The sequence below is a fragment of the Pseudoduganella sp. LjRoot289 genome (assembly GCF_964252925.1).
Taxonomy (GTDB): Bacteria; Pseudomonadota; Gammaproteobacteria; order Burkholderiales; family Burkholderiaceae_D; genus Rugamonas.
This window is the reverse complement of sequence record NZ_CAXUPN020000001.1, coordinates 3,927,356-3,944,839: the sequence shown is the minus strand read 5'-3', so window position 1 is coordinate 3,944,839 and position 17,484 is coordinate 3,927,356. Positions and strand designations below refer to the sequence as shown.

Here is a 17,484-nt window from a genome sequence, read left to right as displayed (position 1 = left end):
TTTGCGGTAGGATGCCAAGTCGTCGGGCGCGCAGCCCAGGTCGCGCGCCCGATTCATTTTTGGAGCCTATATGATCAAGTTGCACTCGCTGGCGCTGGCCGCCGCGCTGCTCGCTGCGGCCGCCGCCTCGCCTGTCCACGCGCAGGACGCGCGCGCCGTGCAGGAGCGCGCGCCCGAAATCGCCACCGGCTACACCGAGAAAACCGGCGTCTCCGCCGAGAGGTTCATGGTCGCGGCGGCCAATCCGCACGCCACCAACGCCGGCTACGAGATGCTGAAACAGGGCGGCAGCGCGATCGACGCGGCCATCGCCACCCAGCTGGTGCTCACGCTGGTCGAGCCGCAGTCGTCCGGCATCGGCGGCGGCGCCTTCGTCATGCATTTCGACGGCAAACGCGTGCAAGCCTACGACGGCCGCGAAACGGCGCCGTCGGCCGCCACCGAAAAACTGTTCCAGGACGCGAGCGGCAAGCCGCTGTCGCGCGAAGCGGGCGTGGTGGGCGGACGCTCGACCGGCGCGCCGGGCGTGCTGCGCATGCTGGAGCTGGCGCACAAGGAGCACGGCAAGCTGCCCTGGGCCGCGCTGTTCGGGCCCGCCATCAAGCTGGCCGAGGGCGGCTTCGCGGTCAGCCCGCGCCTGAACGGCCTGCTGACCTGGGACAAATACATCGGGCGCGACCCGGTCGCGGCGGCCTATTTCTACGACAAGGACAAGCAGCCCTGGCCGGTCGGCCACCTGCTGAAGAACCCCGAGCTGGCGCGCACCCTGCGCGAAGTGGCCAAGGGCGGCGCGGACGCCTTCTACAAGGGCCGCATCGCCGCCGACATCGCCGCCAAGGTGGCCTCGCATCCGACCAATCCCGGCTTGCTGACGGCGGCCGACATCGCCAGCTACCGCGCCAAGCAGCGCGACCCGGTGTGCGCCGACTACAAGGCCTGGACCGTGTGCGGCATGCCGCCGCCGTCGTCCGGCGGCATCGCCATCGCGCAGATGCTGGGCGTGCTGGAACAGAAGGGCATCCAGAACTACCCGCCGGTCGACGGCAAGCCGGGCGCCGAAGCCATCCACCTGTTCACCGAGGCCGGCCGCCTGGCCTATGCCGACCGCGCGCGCTACGTGGCCGACACCGACTTCGTGCCGCTGCCCGGCAAGGGCGTGGCCGCGCTGCTGGACAAGCACTACCTGCAGCAGCGCGCCGCCCTGATCAGCGAGCGCTCGATGGGCCGCGCCAAGTACGGCGTGCCGGAGACGGTGGCAGTGGCCTGGGGCGCGGACACCGCCATCGAAAGTCCGGCCACCTCGCACCTGGTGGCGGTGGACGCCTACGGCAACGGCGTATCGATGACCACTTCGGTGGAGGACGCCTTCGGCTCGCGCCAGATGGTGGACGGCTTCATCCTGAACAACCAGCTGACCGATTTCTCCTTCGACGCGGTCGACGAGAACGGCCCGGTGGCCAACCGCGTCCAGCCGGGCAAGCGCCCGCGCAGCGCCATGTCGCCGACGCTGGTGTTCGACAAGGGCACGAAGAAGCTGGTGCTGGCCACCGGTTCGCCGGGCGGCTCGGCCATCATCAACTACGTGGCCAAGGTGCTGGTGGGCACGCTGGACTGGAAGCTGGACGTGCAGCAGGCCATCAGCCTGCCCAACTTCGGCAGCCGCAACGGCCCGACCGAGCTGGAGGCGGCGCGCATCGCGCCCGAGGTGGTCGAGGCGCTCAAGGCGCGCGGCCACGAAGTGCGCCAATACGAGCAGAATTCCGGCCTGCAGGGCATCATGCGCGTCACGCGCGGCGGCAAGGAAATCTGGTTCGGCGGCGCCGATCCGCGCCGCGAGGGCATCGTGCGTGGGGACTGATGCTGCAAACCCTGCGGCAACGGACTTGTCAGTGTGGTAATACTGCGAAAAGCCCGCCGCCGCTTTGCCTAAACCGGGCAGACCCTGCTAATCTTTGCGGATGGGAATGAAAAAGAAAACTGGCCTGATCCTCACAGGCGGCGGCGCGCGCGCCGCCTACCAGGTCGGCGTGCTGCAGGCCATCAACGAAATCTTGTGGGAAGAAGGCTGGCCGCCGTCGCGCAATCCCTTCCACATCATCTGCGGCACCTCGGCCGGCGCCATCAACGCCACGGCGCTGGCCTGCCGCGCCGACAATTTCAGCGAGGGCGTGCAAAAGCTGCTCGACGTCTGGCTCAATTTTTCGGTCGAGCAGGTCTACCGCGCCGACTCGCTGGGCGTGATCCGCTCCGGCGCGCGCTGGCTGTCGCTGCTCTCCTTCGGCTGGCTGCTGCGCAAATGGCGCGCCGCGCCGCCGCGCTCCCTGCTCGACAACACGCCGCTGGTGAGCCTGCTGCACCGCATGCTGGACCTGCCGCGCCTGGACATGGTGCTGCAGGAGGGCCTGCTGCACGCGCTGGCCGTCACCGCCTCGTCCTACACCGGCGGCCAGCACGTGACCTTCTTCCAGACCGCCGCCGAGATCGCGCCGTGGATACGCACCCAGCGCGTGGCGATGCAGGACCAGATCGGCGTCGAGCACCTGCTGGCGTCGTCGGCCATTCCCTTCATCTTCCCGGCCACGCCACTGTACCTGGGCGGCCAGCACGAATACTGCGGCGACGGTTCGATGCGCCAGCTGGCGCCGATTTCGCCGGCCATCCACCTGGGCGCGGACAAGGTGCTGGTGATCGGCGCCGGCCGCCTCACCGAGCCGGTCGAGCGGCGCACCGAGATGGCGCGCTACCCCAGCCTGGCGCAAATCGCCGGCCACGCGCTGTCCTCGATTTTCCTCGACAGCCTGGCGGTCGACATCGAACGCCTGGAGCGCATCAACAAGACCTTGTCGCTGCTGCCGCCGGAGTACCTGGCGCAGACGCCGCTCAAACCGGTGGAGCTGCTGGTGATCGCCCCGTCCGAGCGGCTCGACGACATCGCCAGCCGCCATATCGGTTCCTTGCCGGCGCCGATACGCACCATGTTGTCGGGCATAGGCGCGACCGAAACGCGCGGATCGTCACTTGCTTCCTACCTTTTGTTCGAATCGACTTATACTTGCGAGTTAATTCGGCTCGGCCAGCGCGACACCCATGCGCGCAAGGCCGACGTGCTGGCCTTCTTCAATTCATGACCGAGGCGCGCGTGCCGCCCGTCTTTTTCGTCTAACCAGGTCCAGTCCGTGCCGTTCGTCCGCCGTCGCCTTCGCCAACTGCTCATGCCCGTCGCCGCTGCCGCCATGCTGGCCGGCGCCTTGCCGCCGGCCTCGGCCGCCGCGCCGCCGCGCACGCTGCGCTTCGAGCAGTTGGCGGTGGAGGACGGCCTGGCGCAGGAGTCGGTGCTGGGCGTGGCGCAGGACCAGCAGGGCTTCATGTGGTTCGGCAGCCAGGCCGGCTTGAGCCGCTACGACGGCGCGCGCATCGTCACTTACCGCAATTCCGTGTCCGATCCGCGCAGCCTGGCCGACAACTGGGTGCGCGTGCTGCACGTGGACCGCGCCGGGCGCATGTGGATAGGCACGGACGGCGGCCTGGACCGCTACGAGCCGCTGACCCAGAGCTTCACCCATTTCCCGCCCAGCGAACCGGCCAAGCGCGGCAACGGCAACCGCCACGTGCGCGCCATCGTCGACGACGGCAAGGGCGGGCTGTGGGTGGGCACCTCGGACGGCCTGCAGCATTTCGACCCGGCCAGCGGCCGCTACACCTATTGGCACCACGACGCCAGCCTGCCCGGCAGCCTGGGCAGCGACCAGGTGAACGCGCTGGCGCGCGACGCCGAGGGCCGATTGTGGGTGGGCACGGCGGCCGGCCTGGACCTGCTGGAGCCGGGCGCGCAGAGCTTCCGCCACTTCAAGGTCGACGCCGCGCCGGACACCCGCTTCGAAGCCGTGCTGTCGCTGTGCGCGGACCTGGACCGCACGCTGTGGGTGGGCACCATGGCCGGCGTCGAGCAGTGGAAGCTGGCGCGCGGCGCGGAGGCGCCGCAGCGCAAGCGCTTGAGCGAGAAGGACGGCCTGAAGCCGGGCGTGGTGACGGTGATCTACCAGGACATCGAGGGCACGCTGTGGGCCGGCAGCCAGACCGAGGGCTTGTTCCGCTGGCGCCCGGCCGAGCACCGCTTCGTGCAGTACCGGCACCAGGTGACGGATCCGCACAGCCTGGCCGACAACTACGTGTCCTCGGTTTTCCGCGACCGCCTCGGCACGCTGTGGGTGGGCACCTGGTACAACGGCGTGAGCCGGGTCGACCTGGGCAGCGGCGGTTTCGCGCGCCTGGTGCACGACGCCGAGCGTCCCCGTTCGCTCAGCGACAACAAGGTGCGCGCCATCATCGACGCCGGCGGCGGCAAGCTCTGGCTGGGCAACAACGACGGGCTGACGCTGTTCGATCCGGTCAGCGCCGAAGGCCAGGTGTTCCGCGACCCCGCGCCCGGCTTCGCCGACGTGCGCGATCCGCAGGTGATCTCGCTGTGGCAGGACAAGGGCGGCGGCGCGCTGTGGGTGGGCGGGCGCAACGGCCTGCGCCGCTTCGATCCGGCCACCCGCCGCTACGAGCGGGTGCGCGCCTGGAGCGGCGATCCGGACGGCGACAATGTGCGCAACATCGTCGGCGACAGCAAAGGCGTGCTGTGGATCGCCACGCGCGGCGGCCTGCATAGCTACGACCCGAAAACCGGCGCCGCCAGCACCTACCGCCACGACCCGGCCGACAGCAACAGCCTGGCCGACAACGTGGTGCGCCCCATCCTGGAGGACCGCAGCGGCGCGCTGTGGGTGGGCACCTTCAACGGCCTGGACCTGCTGGACCGCCGGACCGGCCGCTTCCGCCACTTCCACCACGACCCGCAAGACCCCGCTTCGCTCAGCCACGATGAGGTGCACTATCTGTACCAGGACAAGCGTGGCGTGATCTGGGTCGGCACGGCGGCGGGCCTGAACCGGATGGAGGTCGCCGGCGACGGCACGGTGCGCTTCCGGCGCTACCAGCGCAAGGACGGCATGGCCGACGACGCCATCGCCGCCATCCTGGACGACGAGCGCGGCCACCTGTGGCTGAGCACCAATACCGGCATCACGCGGCTGACGGTGCAAACCGGCCAGCTGCGCAATTACGCGGGCGCCGACGGCACCATCGAGGGCGCCTACTTCGACGGCGCCGCGCTGCGCGCGCCGGACGGCACCATGTACTTCGGCGGCTTTAACGGCGTGACCGCCTTCGCGCCGGCCGAGATCCGCGAAAACAGCGTGGCGCCCACCGTGGCCATCACCGACTTCCAGATCTTCAACAAGTCGGTCAAGGCCGGGCAGGGCGGCGAGCAGGCGGTGCTCAAAAGCGCCATCGAGCACACCTCGGCATTGACCTTGCGCGAGCAGGACTCGGTGTTCTCGCTGGAATTCGCCGCGCTGCACTACGCGGCGCCGCAGCGCAACCGCTACGCCTACCAGCTGCAGGGCTTCGACCAGGAATGGGTGGTGACGGACGCGGCCAAGCGCTTCGCCACCTACACCAACCTCGATCCCGGCCACTATGTGTTCCGCGTCAAGGCGGCCAACAAGGACGGCATCTGGAACGACAACGCGGCCATGCTGGAGATCACCATCCTGCCGCCGCTGTGGAAAACCTGGTGGTTCCGCGGCGGCGCGGCGGCGCTCCTGCTGGGCAGCGCCTACGCCGTGTACCGCGTGCGCATGCGCCAGCTGCGCGGCCAGAAGTCGCGCCTGGAGCAGCAGGTGGGCCTGCGCACCACCGAGGTCGAACTGAAGAACCAGCTGCTGCAGCAGCAGAAGACCGAACTGGAACGGCGCCGCGTGGAGGCCGAGACGCAGCGCGCCGAGGCCGAGCAGCGCCGCATGGACGCCGAGCGCCAGAAGCAGGAAGTGGAATTGCAGAAGGAGGCGGTGGAGCAGGCGCACCGCAACATCTCGGTGCTCAGCGAGATCGGGCGCGAGATGAGCGCCACGCTGGACATCGAAAAGGCCATGCGCACCTTGTACCGCCATGTGCGCCACCTGATGGACACGCATATGTTCGGCGTCGGCTTCTACCGCGAGGAATCGGGCTTGCTGGAGTTCCCGTTCTCGATGGAGCGCGGCATGCGCAGCCAGCCCTACAGCCGCCGGGTCGACGATATGGACCAGCTGGCGGTGTGGTGCTGGTACCACCGGCACGACATCTTCATCAACGACTTCTACACCGAGTACACGCGCTATATGAGTTCGGCCGGGCTGGAGAAGCTCAAGCCGGCGCTGCTGGCCGACGGTTCGGAAGCCGAGTACGCGCAGTCCCTGCTGTACACGCCGCTGATCGTCAACGACCGCGTGGTGGGCGTGCTGTCGGTGCAGAGCAAGGAGAAGCACGCCTACCGCCAGGTGCACCTGGACATGCTGCAGACCCTGGCCGCGCACGCCGCCGTCAGCCTGGACAACGCCATGGCCTACCAGCGCCTGGAGGAGACCTTGCAGCAGCTGCGCGAGACGCAGGACCAGCTGATGCTCCAGCAAGGCAAGGTGCGCCTGCACACCGAGGAGCTGGCGCTGGCCAACCGCGCCTTGCAGGACAACGAGGAGCGCCTGCGCTACGCCAAGCAGAAGGCGGAGGATGCGACGCGCCAGAAATCCGAATTCCTGGCCAATATGAGCCACGAGATGCGCACCCCGCTGGCCGGCGTGATCGGCATGCAGGGCTTCGCGCTGCGCGACGCCACCTTGCAGGACGCCACCCGCGAGCAGATCGAACGGGCCCAGGTGAACGCGCAGGCGCTGCTGGGCATCATCAACGACTTGCTGGATTTTTCCAAGATCGAGGCCGGCAAGCTCACCATCGAGAACATCGACTTCGCGCTGGGCGGCATGGTGCAGAACGTGGCCAGCCTGTTCGACGAGCAAGCCGCCGCCTACAGCGTGGGCTTCGCGGTGGAGCTGGACGCGGACCTGCCGCTGTACGTGCTGGGCGATCCGACGCGCTTGCGCCAGGTGCTGGTCAACCTGGTCGGCAACGCCTTCAAATTCACCCAGCGCGGCGAAGTGCGGCTGCGCGTGGAGCGCCTGCCGCAGGACGCCGACTTGCCACCGGCTCCGGGATCCGCGCCGGCCCCTGCCGGCTGCAACCTGATCCGCTTCACGGTGGAGGACACCGGCATCGGCATCGCGGCCGACGCCATGCCGCGCCTGTTCCAGAAATTCGAGCAGGCCGACACCACCACCACGCGCCGCTACGGCGGCACGGGCCTGGGGCTGGCGATCTGCCGCCAGCTGGTGGAGCTGATGGGCGGTGAAATCCGCGTCGCCAGCACGCCGGGCGTGGGCAGCGTGTTCACCTTCGAGCTGCCGCTGGCGGACGGCGTGGCGCCGCCCGTGGTGCAGCACGTGCCGCGCGAGCCGCACAGCCACCAGCTCAAGGTGCTGTGCGCGGAGGATTTCCCGACCAACCAGATCATCATCCGCATGATGCTCGAGGAACTGGGGCACAAGGTGGACATCGCCGCCAACGGCCTGCTGGCGGTGGCCGCCTGCGCGCGCACCCGCTACGACCTGATACTGATGGACGGCCGCATGCCCGAGATGGACGGTCCCACCGCCACCCGCCTGATCCGCGAGGGCGGCCCGGACGGCGCGCCGGTGCGCGACCAGGAACTGATGATCATCGCGCTGACGGCCAACGCCAGCGAGGAGGACCGCAGCCGCTACCTGGCCTCCGGCATGGACGATTTCCTGACCAAGCCGATCGACGAGGCGGCGCTGCACTTCCATTTGAGCCGCGCCATCGAGCGCCAGCTGCAGCGCGGCGTGGCGCTGCCGCGCATGGCGCCGCGCGCGCCCAGCCTGGACGAACTGGACGCCATGTTCGGCGTGCCGGCAGCGCCGCCTGCAACGCCGGCGGCGCTGCCGGACATGCTGTCGCCGTCGCCGGCCTCGCCGGTGCAGGTGGCGGCCTTGCACGCGCCGCCGCGCGGGCAGGACGACGACCCGCTCAAGGCGCGCCTGCGCGCGGCCTTCCTGGCCGACCTGCCGGCCCGCCTGGCGGACCTGGACGAGGCCATCGCCGCCGGCGACGGCGACGGCGCCGGACGCATGTTCCACGGCATGAAGGGCAGCGCGGCCTACCTGGACGAACCGGAACTGCGCGACCTGTGCGGCTTGCTCGAGCAGGCCGCCGACCGCGCCGCCTGGCAGGAAATCGGCCCGCAGCTGCCGTGCCTGCGCGCCATGCTGGCAGGCCTGGCACAGCTGGCGCAACCGGACTGACGCCGGACTGACAGGGGCAGGGTTATCGGGTATATTGGCGCAGTGCCACAGAACGGCCACACAGACGATATGGGCACTGGAGAGTTACATGAAAGTTTTAGTAGTAGATGACGACGTGGTGTCGCGCATGGTGCTGATGCACCTGATCGACAGCTGCGGGAAATTCGATATCGTCGAAGCCGAGGACGGCGCCGACGCGTGGCAGCAACTGGAGAACGGCCTGCGGCCCGCCATCGTCTTCAGCGACCTGCGCATGCCGCGCCTGTCCGGCATGGAACTGTTGCAGCGCGTGAAGGCCGACCACGCCCTGAGCGCCATGCCCTTCGTGCTGGTGTCCTCGGCCACCGACAAGGAAACCGTGCAGCAAGCCACCAAGGCCGGCGCCGCCGGCTACATCGTCAAGCCTTTCCAGGCCGACCAGGTCCGCATCCACCTGACCGCTTTCCTCGACCAGGCCGCCAGCGGCTACGAGCACCTGGCCGAGGCGCCGGGCGCCACCCAGTTGCGCCTGGGCATCAACGCCGACCGCCTGCTGGTCTACCTGACCGGCTTCCAGAACCAGCTCACCGTCGCCAGCGGCGAACTGGACGCGCTGTTCGCGCGCGGCGAGCAGCAGGAGGCGCAGACCCGGATCGACCGCCTGCACGCCGGCTGCGTCACGCTCGGCCTGAGCGGCGCCGCCGCCGCCCTGAAAAGCTTCGCCCCCGGCTTCCTGTCCAGCGACGCGGTGCAAGCCGTGCTGTCGGACGTCATCCGCGCCGTCATCCACCAGTCCTCCCTCGTCCGCAAGTCCATCGGCGGCAACTGAGCCGGCCGGACGGCGCTTGTCGCGCGGATGGTTTAGGTTTAAAGTAAAAGCCTGACAGGCTGACTCGACCCGACCACCATCCCAGGCCGACCATGACCAGACCATACGCCACGCCCTTGCCGGAGTTCAGCGCCAGCGCGCACGAGGACCACTTCGCGCGCGCGCACCTGCCGGCGCGGGAACTGTGGCCGGAGATGCTGTTCGGCCTGCCCGAGCTGGACTATCCGGCCCGCCTGAACTGCGTGGCCGAACTGCTGGACCGCGCCGTCGCGGCCGGGGACGGCGGGCGCGACGCCATCCGCTTCCCGGGCGGTGTCTGGAGCTATGCGCAGCTGCTGGAGCAGGTCGACCGTATCGCCCACGTGCTGCGCGGCCCGATGGGATTAAAGACCGGCAACCGCGTGTTGCTGCGCGGCGCCAACCATCCGGTGATGGCGGCCGCCGTGCTGGCCGTGCTGAAGGCAGGCATGGTGGCCGTGCCCACCATGCCGCTGCTGCGCGCGCGCGAACTGGGCGCCATCATGGCCAAGGCCGAGGTGAACGCGGTGCTGTGCGCGGACGCGCTGCGCGCTGAACTGGAGGCGGCCGACGGCATGCCTGCCAGCGCGGCCTGGTTCGGCAGCGGCGCGCCGGATTCGCTGGAGGCGCTGATGGCACGCCAGCCTGCCAGCTTCGCGCCGGCCGACACGGCCGCCGACGACGTCTGCCTGATCAGCTTCACCTCGGGCACCACCGGCGTCCCCAAGGGCACCATGCATTTCCACCGCGACCTGCTGGCCATTTGCGACTGCTTCCCGCGCTCGGTGCTGCGCGCGCGGCGCGACGACGTCTTCATCGGCACGCCGCCGCTGGCCTTCACCTTCGGCCTGGGCGGCCTGCTGCTGTTCCCGCTGCGGGTGGGCGCGGCCACGGTGCTGCTGGAGAAGCTGACGCCGGAAACGCTGCTGCAGGCGATCGGGCAATACGGCGCCACCGTGTGCTTCACGGCGCCCACCTTTTACCGGCAGATGGCGCCGCTGGCCGCCGGATACGCGCTGGCCAGCCTGGAGAAAACCGTGTCGGCCGGCGAGGCGCTGCCGCTGGCCACGCGCGAGGCTTGGCTGCAGGCCACCGGCCTGAACATGATAGACGGCATAGGCGCCACGGAGATGCTGCACATCTTCATCTCGGCGGCGGACGGCGACATCCGGCCCGGCGCCACCGGCAAGCCTGTGCCCGGCTACCAGGCTTGCATCCTGGACCGCGACGGCAAGCCGGTCGGGCCCGGCGTGACCGGCCGCCTGGCCGTGAAGGGCCCGACCGGCTGCCGCTACCTGGCCGACGAGCGCCAGCGCGACTACGTCCTCAACGGCTGGAACCTGACCGGGGACGCCTACGAGATGGACGCCGACGGCTACTTTTTCTACCGCTCGCGCACCGACGACATGATCATTTCGGCCGGCTACAACATCGCCGGGCCCGAGGTGGAGGACGCCTTGCTGCGCCATCCTGCCGTGGCCGAATGCGGCGTGGTCGGCACGCCGGACGAGGAACGCGGCCAGGTGGTGGAGGCGCACGTGGTGCTGAAACCCGGCCACGCGGCGTCGCCGCAGCTGGCGGCCGAACTGCAGGAATTCGTCAAGGGCCAGATCGCGCCCTACAAATACCCGCGGGCCATCCGCTTCCTGGCGGCCCTGCCGCGCACCGAGACCGGCAAGCTGCAGCGCTTCAAGCTGCGCGCCGCCGACGGCGCCGCTAAAACTGCTGAATAGAGGAACCGCATGCAGGATCTGGACCTCGCCAGCCGGCTCACGCAGGAGCACCACCAGTCGCTCAAGCTATGGCTGCGCATGCTGTCGTGCACGGTGAAGATCGAGAACGAAATCCGCGGCCGGCTGCGCGCCACCTTCGGCATCACCTTGCCGCGTTTCGACCTGATGGCGCAGCTGGAGCGGCATCCGGACGGTTTGCGCATGGGCGAACTGTCCAAGCGCATGATGGTCACCGGCGGCAACATCACCGGCATCACCGACCAGCTGGAACGGGAAAACCTGGTGCAGCGGGTGGCCGACCCCAGCGACGGCCGCGCCTCCAGCGTCAAGCTGACGGAGGGGGGGCGGCGCGCCTTCGCCAGCATGGCGGCCGTGCACGAAGGCTGGGTGGCCGAACTGCTGCAGCCGATGTCGCCGGACGACAAGGGCCAGCTGATCGAACTGCTGTCGCAGATGAAGCGCCACCTCGGCTAGCGCCTTGCCGCCACCGGCGCGCGGCGCGGCTCAGCCCGCGCAAGGCGTGCGGGCCAGCATCTCCTCCATGGTGCTGGCCTCGGCGCCGACATGGATGAAGTCGGTGTACAGGTGGCGCGACGCCAGGTACATGGTGCCCGGCTGGTAGATGCCGGTCTTGGGGAAGTTGCCCAGCGTGCTGGCGTAGTGGCTGTGCAGATTGGTCGAGGAATAGACCGGCTCGCCGTTCATCCACACCTGCAGCGAACCGCTGCCCAGCTTGTATTGCCAGTCGGCGCGCACCACGAAGCAATACCACTGCCCCAGCTGCAGCTTGTCGAGCAGGATGGATTTGACGCTGGCGTTGGCCTTGGTCGGCACGACGCCGTCCGTCGGCAGCAGGTGGTTGGTGGTGGTGTGCAGGCGCAGCAGGCCGTCGCTCGCTTCGATCGCCAGCGGCGGCGGACCCGCAAACACCCCCCTGGCGCTGCTCAGCTGGAACACCGCCACCGGACGCCCGGGCTCCGCCTCGGTCACCCAGTCGGTCGGGAAATACACGCTGGCGGCATACCAGCGCACCCCCTGGGGCGTGTATTCGTAGCGCGGCGCCACCTCGGTGCGCTTGGCGCCGGCGCTGTCCGGATCGGTGCTGTGCAACTGTATGTGGAACACCGAGCGGCGGCCGTTGGCCGGGTCCGGCACCAGCGTCACGTTGGCCGGACTGCCGGAATTCAAGGTGTAGAAGCGGTCGAAACGGCGCAGGCTGGCTTCCGTATTGCGCTGGATTTCATCCAGCACGCCGGCCTGGGGCGGCAAGGGAAGCGGCGTCGCTTCCATGGTGTCGATCTGGCCGCCCAGGCCCGGGACGATCTGGGCGGAAGCGGGCAGGGTGGCGCTGAACAGCAGCGCAAGGGCAAGGCAACGCATGCGTGGTGTCTCCAAGTGGCTGGGCCCGGCATGGTACGCCAATCGTGGCGACAGGCGCGCACCGTTGTGATAATGTCAAATTTTTTGCATTGTCACGGAGGTGGGTATGTTGAATGCTGCGAGGGCCGCCGCGCTGGCGGGCCTGCTCTGGTGTTTGGGAGCGGCGCCGGCGCAGGCCACGCCCATCCTGACCGCTGAATTGAAAACCCAGCTGCTGGGCTGGCTGGGCCGGGTCGACGTCCGGCTCGACTCCTTGTTCGTCAAAAAGGACGGCGACACCGCCGCCAATTTCCACGCCGCCGTGGATGGCAAGGGCGCCACGGTGTCGCTGCTGCGCGCGCGCGACAGCGACGGCAATGTCTGGCTGATCGGCGGCTACAATCCGCAGAGCTGGAACGTGGTCGACGGCGACCACGTCACCGTTCCCGAGGAGGAGCGCACCGCCTTCATCTTCAACGCCACCGCCGGCCATGTGTACCGCCAGGTGCCGACGCCGCCGGACCAGGGCATCCCCGACTACGGCGCGCACCAGACCTACAATTGCCTGCAATGCGGCCCGGCTTTCGGCAGCGGCGCGGACTTGCTGGTGACGAACGACCTGACCACGGGCGGCAGTTCCCTGCTGACGTCGTACTACAGCTTCGAGCCCGGCGCCGAGCCCTTCGGCAGCAGCCTGGCCGGCACCGGCCAGTTCACCTACACGGCCATGGAAGTGTACGCGGTGCGCCCGGTGCCCGAGCCGGACACGCTGGCGCTGGTGGTGGCCGGGCTGAGCGTGCTGGCCTATGCCTGCCGCAAGCCCGACTAGCCGACAAGCGAAATATTCCCGAAGGCGTGTGACTGTTGGTGATATACTGGGCCGTTGATTGTCATTTGGAAATAAAAGTTACCCATGGGTAATATAAGCCGAGTGCATATGCTGCGGATGCTGGGAAGCGTGGAGGACGAGTTGATGGCCGCCCACGCCAACCACCTGGCAGCACAGGGTGAGCTCAGCCCAGCAAGCGCCGCGATGGCCATACCCGCGGACGCGGCCCTGCACCACTGCATGGCCGTGCTCACGCGCACCTTGGGCGGGCGGCTCGAATGCGACGTGAACCGCAAGCTGTTCGATACCCATGCCGGCCTGACTTTGGGCGTGCGCGTCCACGGCGCGTCCCACAACGGGCTGATCGTCAGCCTGCGCATCGCGCCCGGCGGCGCGGCGTCGGTGGTGGCCGAGAGCGCGGAGGATGGCCAGCGCTACTTCCGCGGCAAGCTGGCCACGGCCGATCTGGCGGCGGCCATGGAACAGATCCTGTCCCAGGCTTTCCCGCAGAGCTGAGCTAGAGCATCGGCAGGCGCAGCGTGTCGACGATCTTGCGCATCAGGTGGCTGCGCCGCCGGGTGTAAGGCGGGAAGAACAGTTTGATCAGCATCAGCGGCGAGGCGCGCAGCACGGCGCGCTCGTGCGAGAAAGCCTTGAAGCCGTACTCACCGTGCGCGCTGCCCACCCCGGAATTGTTGACGCCTCCGAAAGGCAGGTTGCCGTGCGCGAAATGCGCGACGCAGTGGTTGACGCAGGCGCCGCCCGAGCTGGTGCGCGCCAGCACCTGGCCGATGGCTTGCCGGTCCGTACTCCACAGATACAGCGCCAGCGGCTTGGGCGCCGCGTTGATGGCGGCGATCACCCGGTCCAGGTCGCTGTATTCGATGATGGGCAGCAGCGGTCCGAAAATCTCCTCCTGCAAGATGGCGGCCCCGGCCGGGATCCGGTCCAGCAGGGTGGGGGCGATGTAGCACTGCCCCTCGTCCACCTCGCCGCCCTCCAGCATGCGCGCGCCGCGCTGCTGCGCGTCGGCCAGCAGCCGCGCCAGGCGCTGCGTGTGGCGCAGGTTGACCACCCGCGCCAGGTCGGCACTGGCCTGGCGGGCCGCCGCGTCGGCGCCGTAGCGCTGGCGCAGCACGGCGCGGCAGGCCTCGGTAAACGCGTCCTTCACGGACGCGTGCACATACACGTGGTCGGGCGCGACGCAAGTCTGGCCGTTGTTCAGGAATTTCCCCCACATCAGCGTTTCCGCCGCCAGCCCGATGTTGGCCGACGCGTCGACGATGGTGGGCGATTTGCCGCCCAGTTCCAGTGTCACGCTGGCCAGGTGCCGGGCGGCGGCGGCCATCACCAGCTTGCCGACGGCGGGCGAGCCGGTGAAGAAGATATGGTCGAAGGGCAAATCGAGCAGCGCCTGCGAGGTCGCCTGGCCACCCTCGAACAGCGCCACCTGGTTGGCCGGGAAGACCTCGGCGATGACCTTGCCCATCAGCGCCGACACCGCCGGCGTCATCTCGGACGGCTTGATGATGACGGTGTTGCCGGCCGCCAGCGCCGAGACCAGCGGGCCGAAGCACAGGCTGAGCGGATAGTTCCACGGCGCCATGATCAGCACCCGGCCGCGCGGCTGCGGCTGCACCGACGCGTAGGTGCCCAGCATCGTGGTGGTCGGCCACACGCGGCGCGGCTTCATCCAGCGTTTCAAGCGGCCCAGCGCGTGGCGGATCTCCTCCATCACCGGCAGGAACTCGGACGCCTCGACCTCGGACGGCGGTTTGCGGTAGTCCTGCGCGAAGGCGGCGTAGAAGGCCTCGCGGCGCGCCATCATCGCCTTGCGCAGGCGCACGATGCGGCGCAGGCGCTCGGCCGCGCCGGAAGTTCGCCAGGCCAGGGAGGTGGCCAGTTGCGCATCGAACGCGGCCTGCATGTCCAGGGGATCGGCTTCGTCCGCAGGCGGGAAGGGTGTGGCTGCTTGTGCTTGGCTCATGACGGCGGACGGTGGGTGACGAAGGGACCCAGCGTAGCACGGCTGCGATGTCATTTTTTACATGAAAGCTCTAATCGGTTGCGGCGAAAATACAACTGAAAATTGTTGCTCCAGGCCGCCGGCCGGGCTTGTTTCACGAGTTCAGCCGGGCGGCGGCATTGAACAGCCAGCCCAGCCGAGCGGTCGGTCAAGGGGGAGGCCAGGCGCAACAGTAGGTGAATTGACGGCGTCGTTCTGGTTGTGCGTGTCATTCCCGCGAAGGCGGGAATCCATGCATCGCATGCTCAGAGGGGCAGGGCGGGGCGGCGACAAGCCGGCGTGCCTGTGGGGCGGGCGGGTCGGTGGATGCATGCTGGGTGGTCCCCCCGACTGGAATCGAACCAGTATCCCACGCTTAGGAGGCATGTGCACTATCCATTGTGCTACGGGGAGGACGCTTTGCGAGCGCAATTATAGCCGATGACAAGGCAAAAAATAGGCCTGCCTCCGCGATGTCGGTACAATGCGTGCTTCATTCATCTTTTCAGCGGCTTTCCCCATCCCGGCGGCGCGCCGCGCGCAGGCAAAATCCATTATGGCAGTCATCTCTCTTTCTTCCGCGCAACTGGCGTTCGGCCACTTCGCGCTCCTTGATCACGCGGAATTTTCCCTGGAGACGGGCGAACGCGTCGGTCTGATCGGCCGCAACGGCACGGGCAAGTCGTCCCTGCTGAAAATCATTTCCGGCCGCTTCAAGCTGGACGACGGCCTGCTGGTCATGCAGCAGGGCCTGAAGATCGCCTACGTGGAGCAGGAGCCGGTGTTCGAGCCGGAGATGAGCGTGTACGACGCCGTGGCCTCCGGCATGGGCGACCTGCAGGGCCTGCTGAAGGAATACGACGCGCTGACCGGCCAGTTCGGCCAGGGCGACGACGACGCGCTGATGGAACGCATGCACGACATCCAGGTCAAGCTGGACGCGGCCGACGCCTGGAACCTGAAGAACAAGGTCGAGGCGACCCTGGACCGCCTCAACCTGGCGGCCGAATCGCTGATGAAGACGCTCTCCGGCGGTATGCAGAAGCGCGTGGCGCTGGCGCGCGCGCTGGTGTCGGCGCCGGACGTGCTGCTGCTCGACGAACCGACCAACCACCTGGACTTCACCTCCATCATGTGGCTGGAAGGCTTGCTCAAGGACTACAAGGGCAGCGTGCTGTTCATCACCCACGACCGCTCCTTCCTGGACAACGTGGCGACCCGCATCGTTGAACTGGACCGTGGCCGCCTGCTGTCGTATCCGGGCAACTTCACCACCTACCAGGTGCGCAAGGCCGAGCAGCTGGAAGTCGAGGAGATCGAGAACGCCAAGTTCGACAAATTCCTGGCCCAGGAAGAGGTCTGGATACGCAAGGGCGTGAAGGCGCGCCGCACCCGCGACGAGGGCCGCGTGCGCCGCCTGGAACGCCTGCGCGAGCAGCGCGCCGTGCGCCGCGACCAGCAGGGCCAGGTCACGCTGCAAGTGTCGGCCGGCGACCGCTCGGGCAAGATCGTGGCGGAGCTGGAGAACGTGTCCAAGACCTATAACCGTCCCATCGTCAGCAATTTCAGCGCCACCATCCTGCGCGGCGACAAGGTCGGCCTGATCGGCGCCAACGGCGCCGGCAAGACCACGCTGCTGAAAATGATCCTGGGCGAGGAAAAGCCGGACAGCGGCACCGTCAAGCAGGGCACCAAGCTGCAGGTCGCGTACTTCGACCAGATGCGCACCCAGCTCAACGAGGAGGCCAGCCTGCTCGAGACCATCGCCCCCGGCAGCGACTGGGTGGAAGTAAACGGCCAGCGCAAGCACGCCATGAGCTATCTGAGCGACTTCCTGTTCGCGCCCGAGCGCGCCCGCTCGCCGGTCAAGACCTTGTCGGGCGGCGAACGCAACCGCCTGCTGCTGGCGCGCCTGTTCGCCAAGCCGGCCAACGTGCTGGTGCTCGATGAACCGACCAACGACCTCGACATCGATACGCTGGAGCTGCTCGAGGAATTGCTGGAAGACTATCCGGGCACCGTGTTCCTGGTCAGCCACGACCGCATGTTCCTGGACAACGTGGTGACGCAGGTGATCGTCGCCGAAGGCGAGGGCAACTGGCGCGAATTCGTCGGCGGCTACAGCGACTGGGAGCGCGTGCGCGACACCACCGCCAGCGCCAAGGCCGCCGCCGCCAAGGCCGCGCCGAAGGCCGAGGCCGCCCCGGCAGCCGCCGCGCCCGCCGCCGGCAAGAAAAAGCTTTCCTACAAGGAACAGCGCGAACTGGACGAGCTGCCGAAATTGATTGCCGCACTGGAAGATGAGCAGACCGCGCTCAACGTTCAGCTGTCCGATCCCGATTTTTACAAGAAAAATGCGGCCGAGGCGAAGCGCGTCAACACACGTATTGAGCAAATCGAGGGCGAACTGCTGGAAGCACTGGAAAAATGGGAAGCAATCGAGTCCCGCGCTAAAGGCTAGCAGACTCCGCGCAGCCGTGCGCTGCTGCTGA

Annotated in this window: 11 protein-coding genes and 1 tRNA gene; 9 read left to right on the top strand and 3 right to left on the bottom strand. The window is 68.2% G+C overall.

Annotated elements, in window-relative coordinates:
• The first annotated feature begins 70 nt into the window (after nucleotides 1-70).
• The 6 genes from ggt (at nucleotide 71) to ACSQ8Y_RS16790 (ending at nucleotide 11,273) form a co-directional block, all read left to right on the top strand.
• Entirely contained in the window at nucleotides 71-1,858 is a 1,788-nt protein-coding gene (ggt, locus tag ACSQ8Y_RS16815) for a gamma-glutamyltransferase (RefSeq protein WP_436267578.1), read from the top strand.
• A gap of 100 nt (nucleotides 1,859-1,958) precedes the next feature.
• Nucleotides 1,959-3,128, top strand: a complete 1,170-nt coding sequence (locus ACSQ8Y_RS16810; protein ID WP_436267577.1) for a patatin-like phospholipase family protein — start codon at nucleotides 1,959-1,961, stop codon at nucleotides 3,126-3,128.
• An 84-nt stretch (nucleotides 3,129-3,212) separates the two neighbouring features.
• Nucleotides 3,213-8,240 carry a two-component regulator propeller domain-containing protein gene (locus tag ACSQ8Y_RS16805; protein ID WP_436267576.1) on the top strand — a complete coding sequence of 1,676 codons (5,028 nt, stop codon included), beginning with the start codon at nucleotides 3,213-3,215 and terminating at the stop codon, nucleotides 8,238-8,240.
• Nucleotides 8,241-8,328: 88 nt separating this feature from the next.
• Nucleotides 8,329-9,048, top strand: a complete 720-nt coding sequence (locus tag ACSQ8Y_RS16800) for a response regulator (RefSeq protein WP_436267575.1) — start codon at nucleotides 8,329-8,331, stop codon at nucleotides 9,046-9,048.
• A 92-nt stretch (nucleotides 9,049-9,140) separates the two neighbouring features.
• The gene (locus ACSQ8Y_RS16795; RefSeq protein WP_436267574.1) at nucleotides 9,141-10,799 is read left to right on the top strand and encodes an AMP-binding protein; all 1,659 of its coding nucleotides are present in this window, start codon (nucleotides 9,141-9,143) and stop codon (nucleotides 10,797-10,799) included.
• Nucleotides 10,800-10,808: 9 nt separating this feature from the next.
• Complete coding sequence (locus ACSQ8Y_RS16790; protein WP_436267573.1) at nucleotides 10,809-11,273, top strand: MarR family winged helix-turn-helix transcriptional regulator; 465 nt, start codon at nucleotides 10,809-10,811, stop codon at nucleotides 11,271-11,273.
• 30 nt (nucleotides 11,274-11,303) lie between these two features.
• On the opposite strand, the gene ACSQ8Y_RS16785 is transcribed toward ACSQ8Y_RS16790, so the two are convergent.
• Nucleotides 11,304-12,179 (bottom strand): heparin lyase I family protein, encoded by an 876-nt coding sequence (locus tag ACSQ8Y_RS16785; RefSeq protein ID WP_436267572.1) that lies wholly within the window; start codon nucleotides 12,177-12,179, stop codon nucleotides 11,304-11,306.
• A gap of 106 nt (nucleotides 12,180-12,285) precedes the next feature.
• Between ACSQ8Y_RS16785 and ACSQ8Y_RS16780 the strand changes: the two genes are divergently transcribed.
• Together ACSQ8Y_RS16780 and ACSQ8Y_RS16775 are read left to right on the top strand one after the other, a co-directional pair.
• Complete coding sequence (locus ACSQ8Y_RS16780; RefSeq protein ID WP_436267571.1) at nucleotides 12,286-12,987, top strand: PEP_CTERM-anchored TLD domain-containing protein; 702 nt, start codon at nucleotides 12,286-12,288, stop codon at nucleotides 12,985-12,987.
• Nucleotides 12,988-13,095: 108 nt separating this feature from the next.
• Nucleotides 13,096-13,503 (top strand): hypothetical protein, encoded by a 408-nt coding sequence (locus tag ACSQ8Y_RS16775; protein ID WP_436267570.1) that lies wholly within the window; start codon nucleotides 13,096-13,098, stop codon nucleotides 13,501-13,503.
• A 1-nt stretch (nucleotide 13,504) separates the two neighbouring features.
• Here ACSQ8Y_RS16775 and ACSQ8Y_RS16770 read toward each other — a convergent pair whose 3' ends face one another.
• Together ACSQ8Y_RS16770 and ACSQ8Y_RS16765 are read right to left on the bottom strand one after the other, a co-directional pair.
• On the bottom strand, nucleotides 13,505-14,974 hold the full coding sequence (locus ACSQ8Y_RS16770) for an aldehyde dehydrogenase family protein (RefSeq protein ID WP_436267569.1): 1,470 nt from the start codon (nucleotides 14,972-14,974) through the stop codon (nucleotides 13,505-13,507).
• Nucleotides 14,975-15,331: 357 nt separating this feature from the next.
• Nucleotides 15,332-15,406: transfer RNA gene (locus ACSQ8Y_RS16765), tRNA-Arg, on the bottom strand.
• Nucleotides 15,407-15,548: 142 nt separating this feature from the next.
• Here ACSQ8Y_RS16765 and ACSQ8Y_RS16760 point away from each other — a divergent pair.
• Entirely contained in the window at nucleotides 15,549-17,453 is a 1,905-nt protein-coding gene (locus ACSQ8Y_RS16760) for an ATP-binding cassette domain-containing protein (RefSeq protein ID WP_436267568.1), read from the top strand.
• Nucleotides 17,454-17,484 lie beyond the last annotated feature (31 nt).

Excerpts from the sequence above, each read along its gene's own strand:
- ggt (WP_436267578.1), top strand. The coding sequence starts at position 71 with ATGATCAAGTTGCACTCGCTGGCGCTGGCCGCCGCGCTGCTCGCTGCG.
- ACSQ8Y_RS16810 (WP_436267577.1), top strand. The coding sequence starts at position 1,959 with ATGGGAATGAAAAAGAAAACTGGCCTGATCCTCACAGGCGGCGGCGCG.
- ACSQ8Y_RS16805 (WP_436267576.1), top strand. The coding sequence starts at position 3,213 with ATGCCCGTCGCCGCTGCCGCCATGCTGGCCGGCGCCTTGCCGCCGGCC.
- ACSQ8Y_RS16800 (WP_436267575.1), top strand. The coding sequence starts at position 8,329 with ATGAAAGTTTTAGTAGTAGATGACGACGTGGTGTCGCGCATGGTGCTG.
- ACSQ8Y_RS16795 (WP_436267574.1), top strand. The coding sequence starts at position 9,141 with ATGACCAGACCATACGCCACGCCCTTGCCGGAGTTCAGCGCCAGCGCG.
- ACSQ8Y_RS16790 (WP_436267573.1), top strand. The coding sequence starts at position 10,809 with ATGCAGGATCTGGACCTCGCCAGCCGGCTCACGCAGGAGCACCACCAG.
- ACSQ8Y_RS16785 (WP_436267572.1), bottom strand. The coding sequence starts at position 12,179 with ATGCGTTGCCTTGCCCTTGCGCTGCTGTTCAGCGCCACCCTGCCCGCT.
- ACSQ8Y_RS16780 (WP_436267571.1), top strand. The coding sequence starts at position 12,286 with ATGTTGAATGCTGCGAGGGCCGCCGCGCTGGCGGGCCTGCTCTGGTGT.
- ACSQ8Y_RS16775 (WP_436267570.1), top strand. The coding sequence starts at position 13,096 with ATGCTGCGGATGCTGGGAAGCGTGGAGGACGAGTTGATGGCCGCCCAC.
- ACSQ8Y_RS16770 (WP_436267569.1), bottom strand. The coding sequence starts at position 14,974 with ATGAGCCAAGCACAAGCAGCCACACCCTTCCCGCCTGCGGACGAAGCC.
- ACSQ8Y_RS16760 (WP_436267568.1), top strand. The coding sequence starts at position 15,549 with ATGGCAGTCATCTCTCTTTCTTCCGCGCAACTGGCGTTCGGCCACTTC.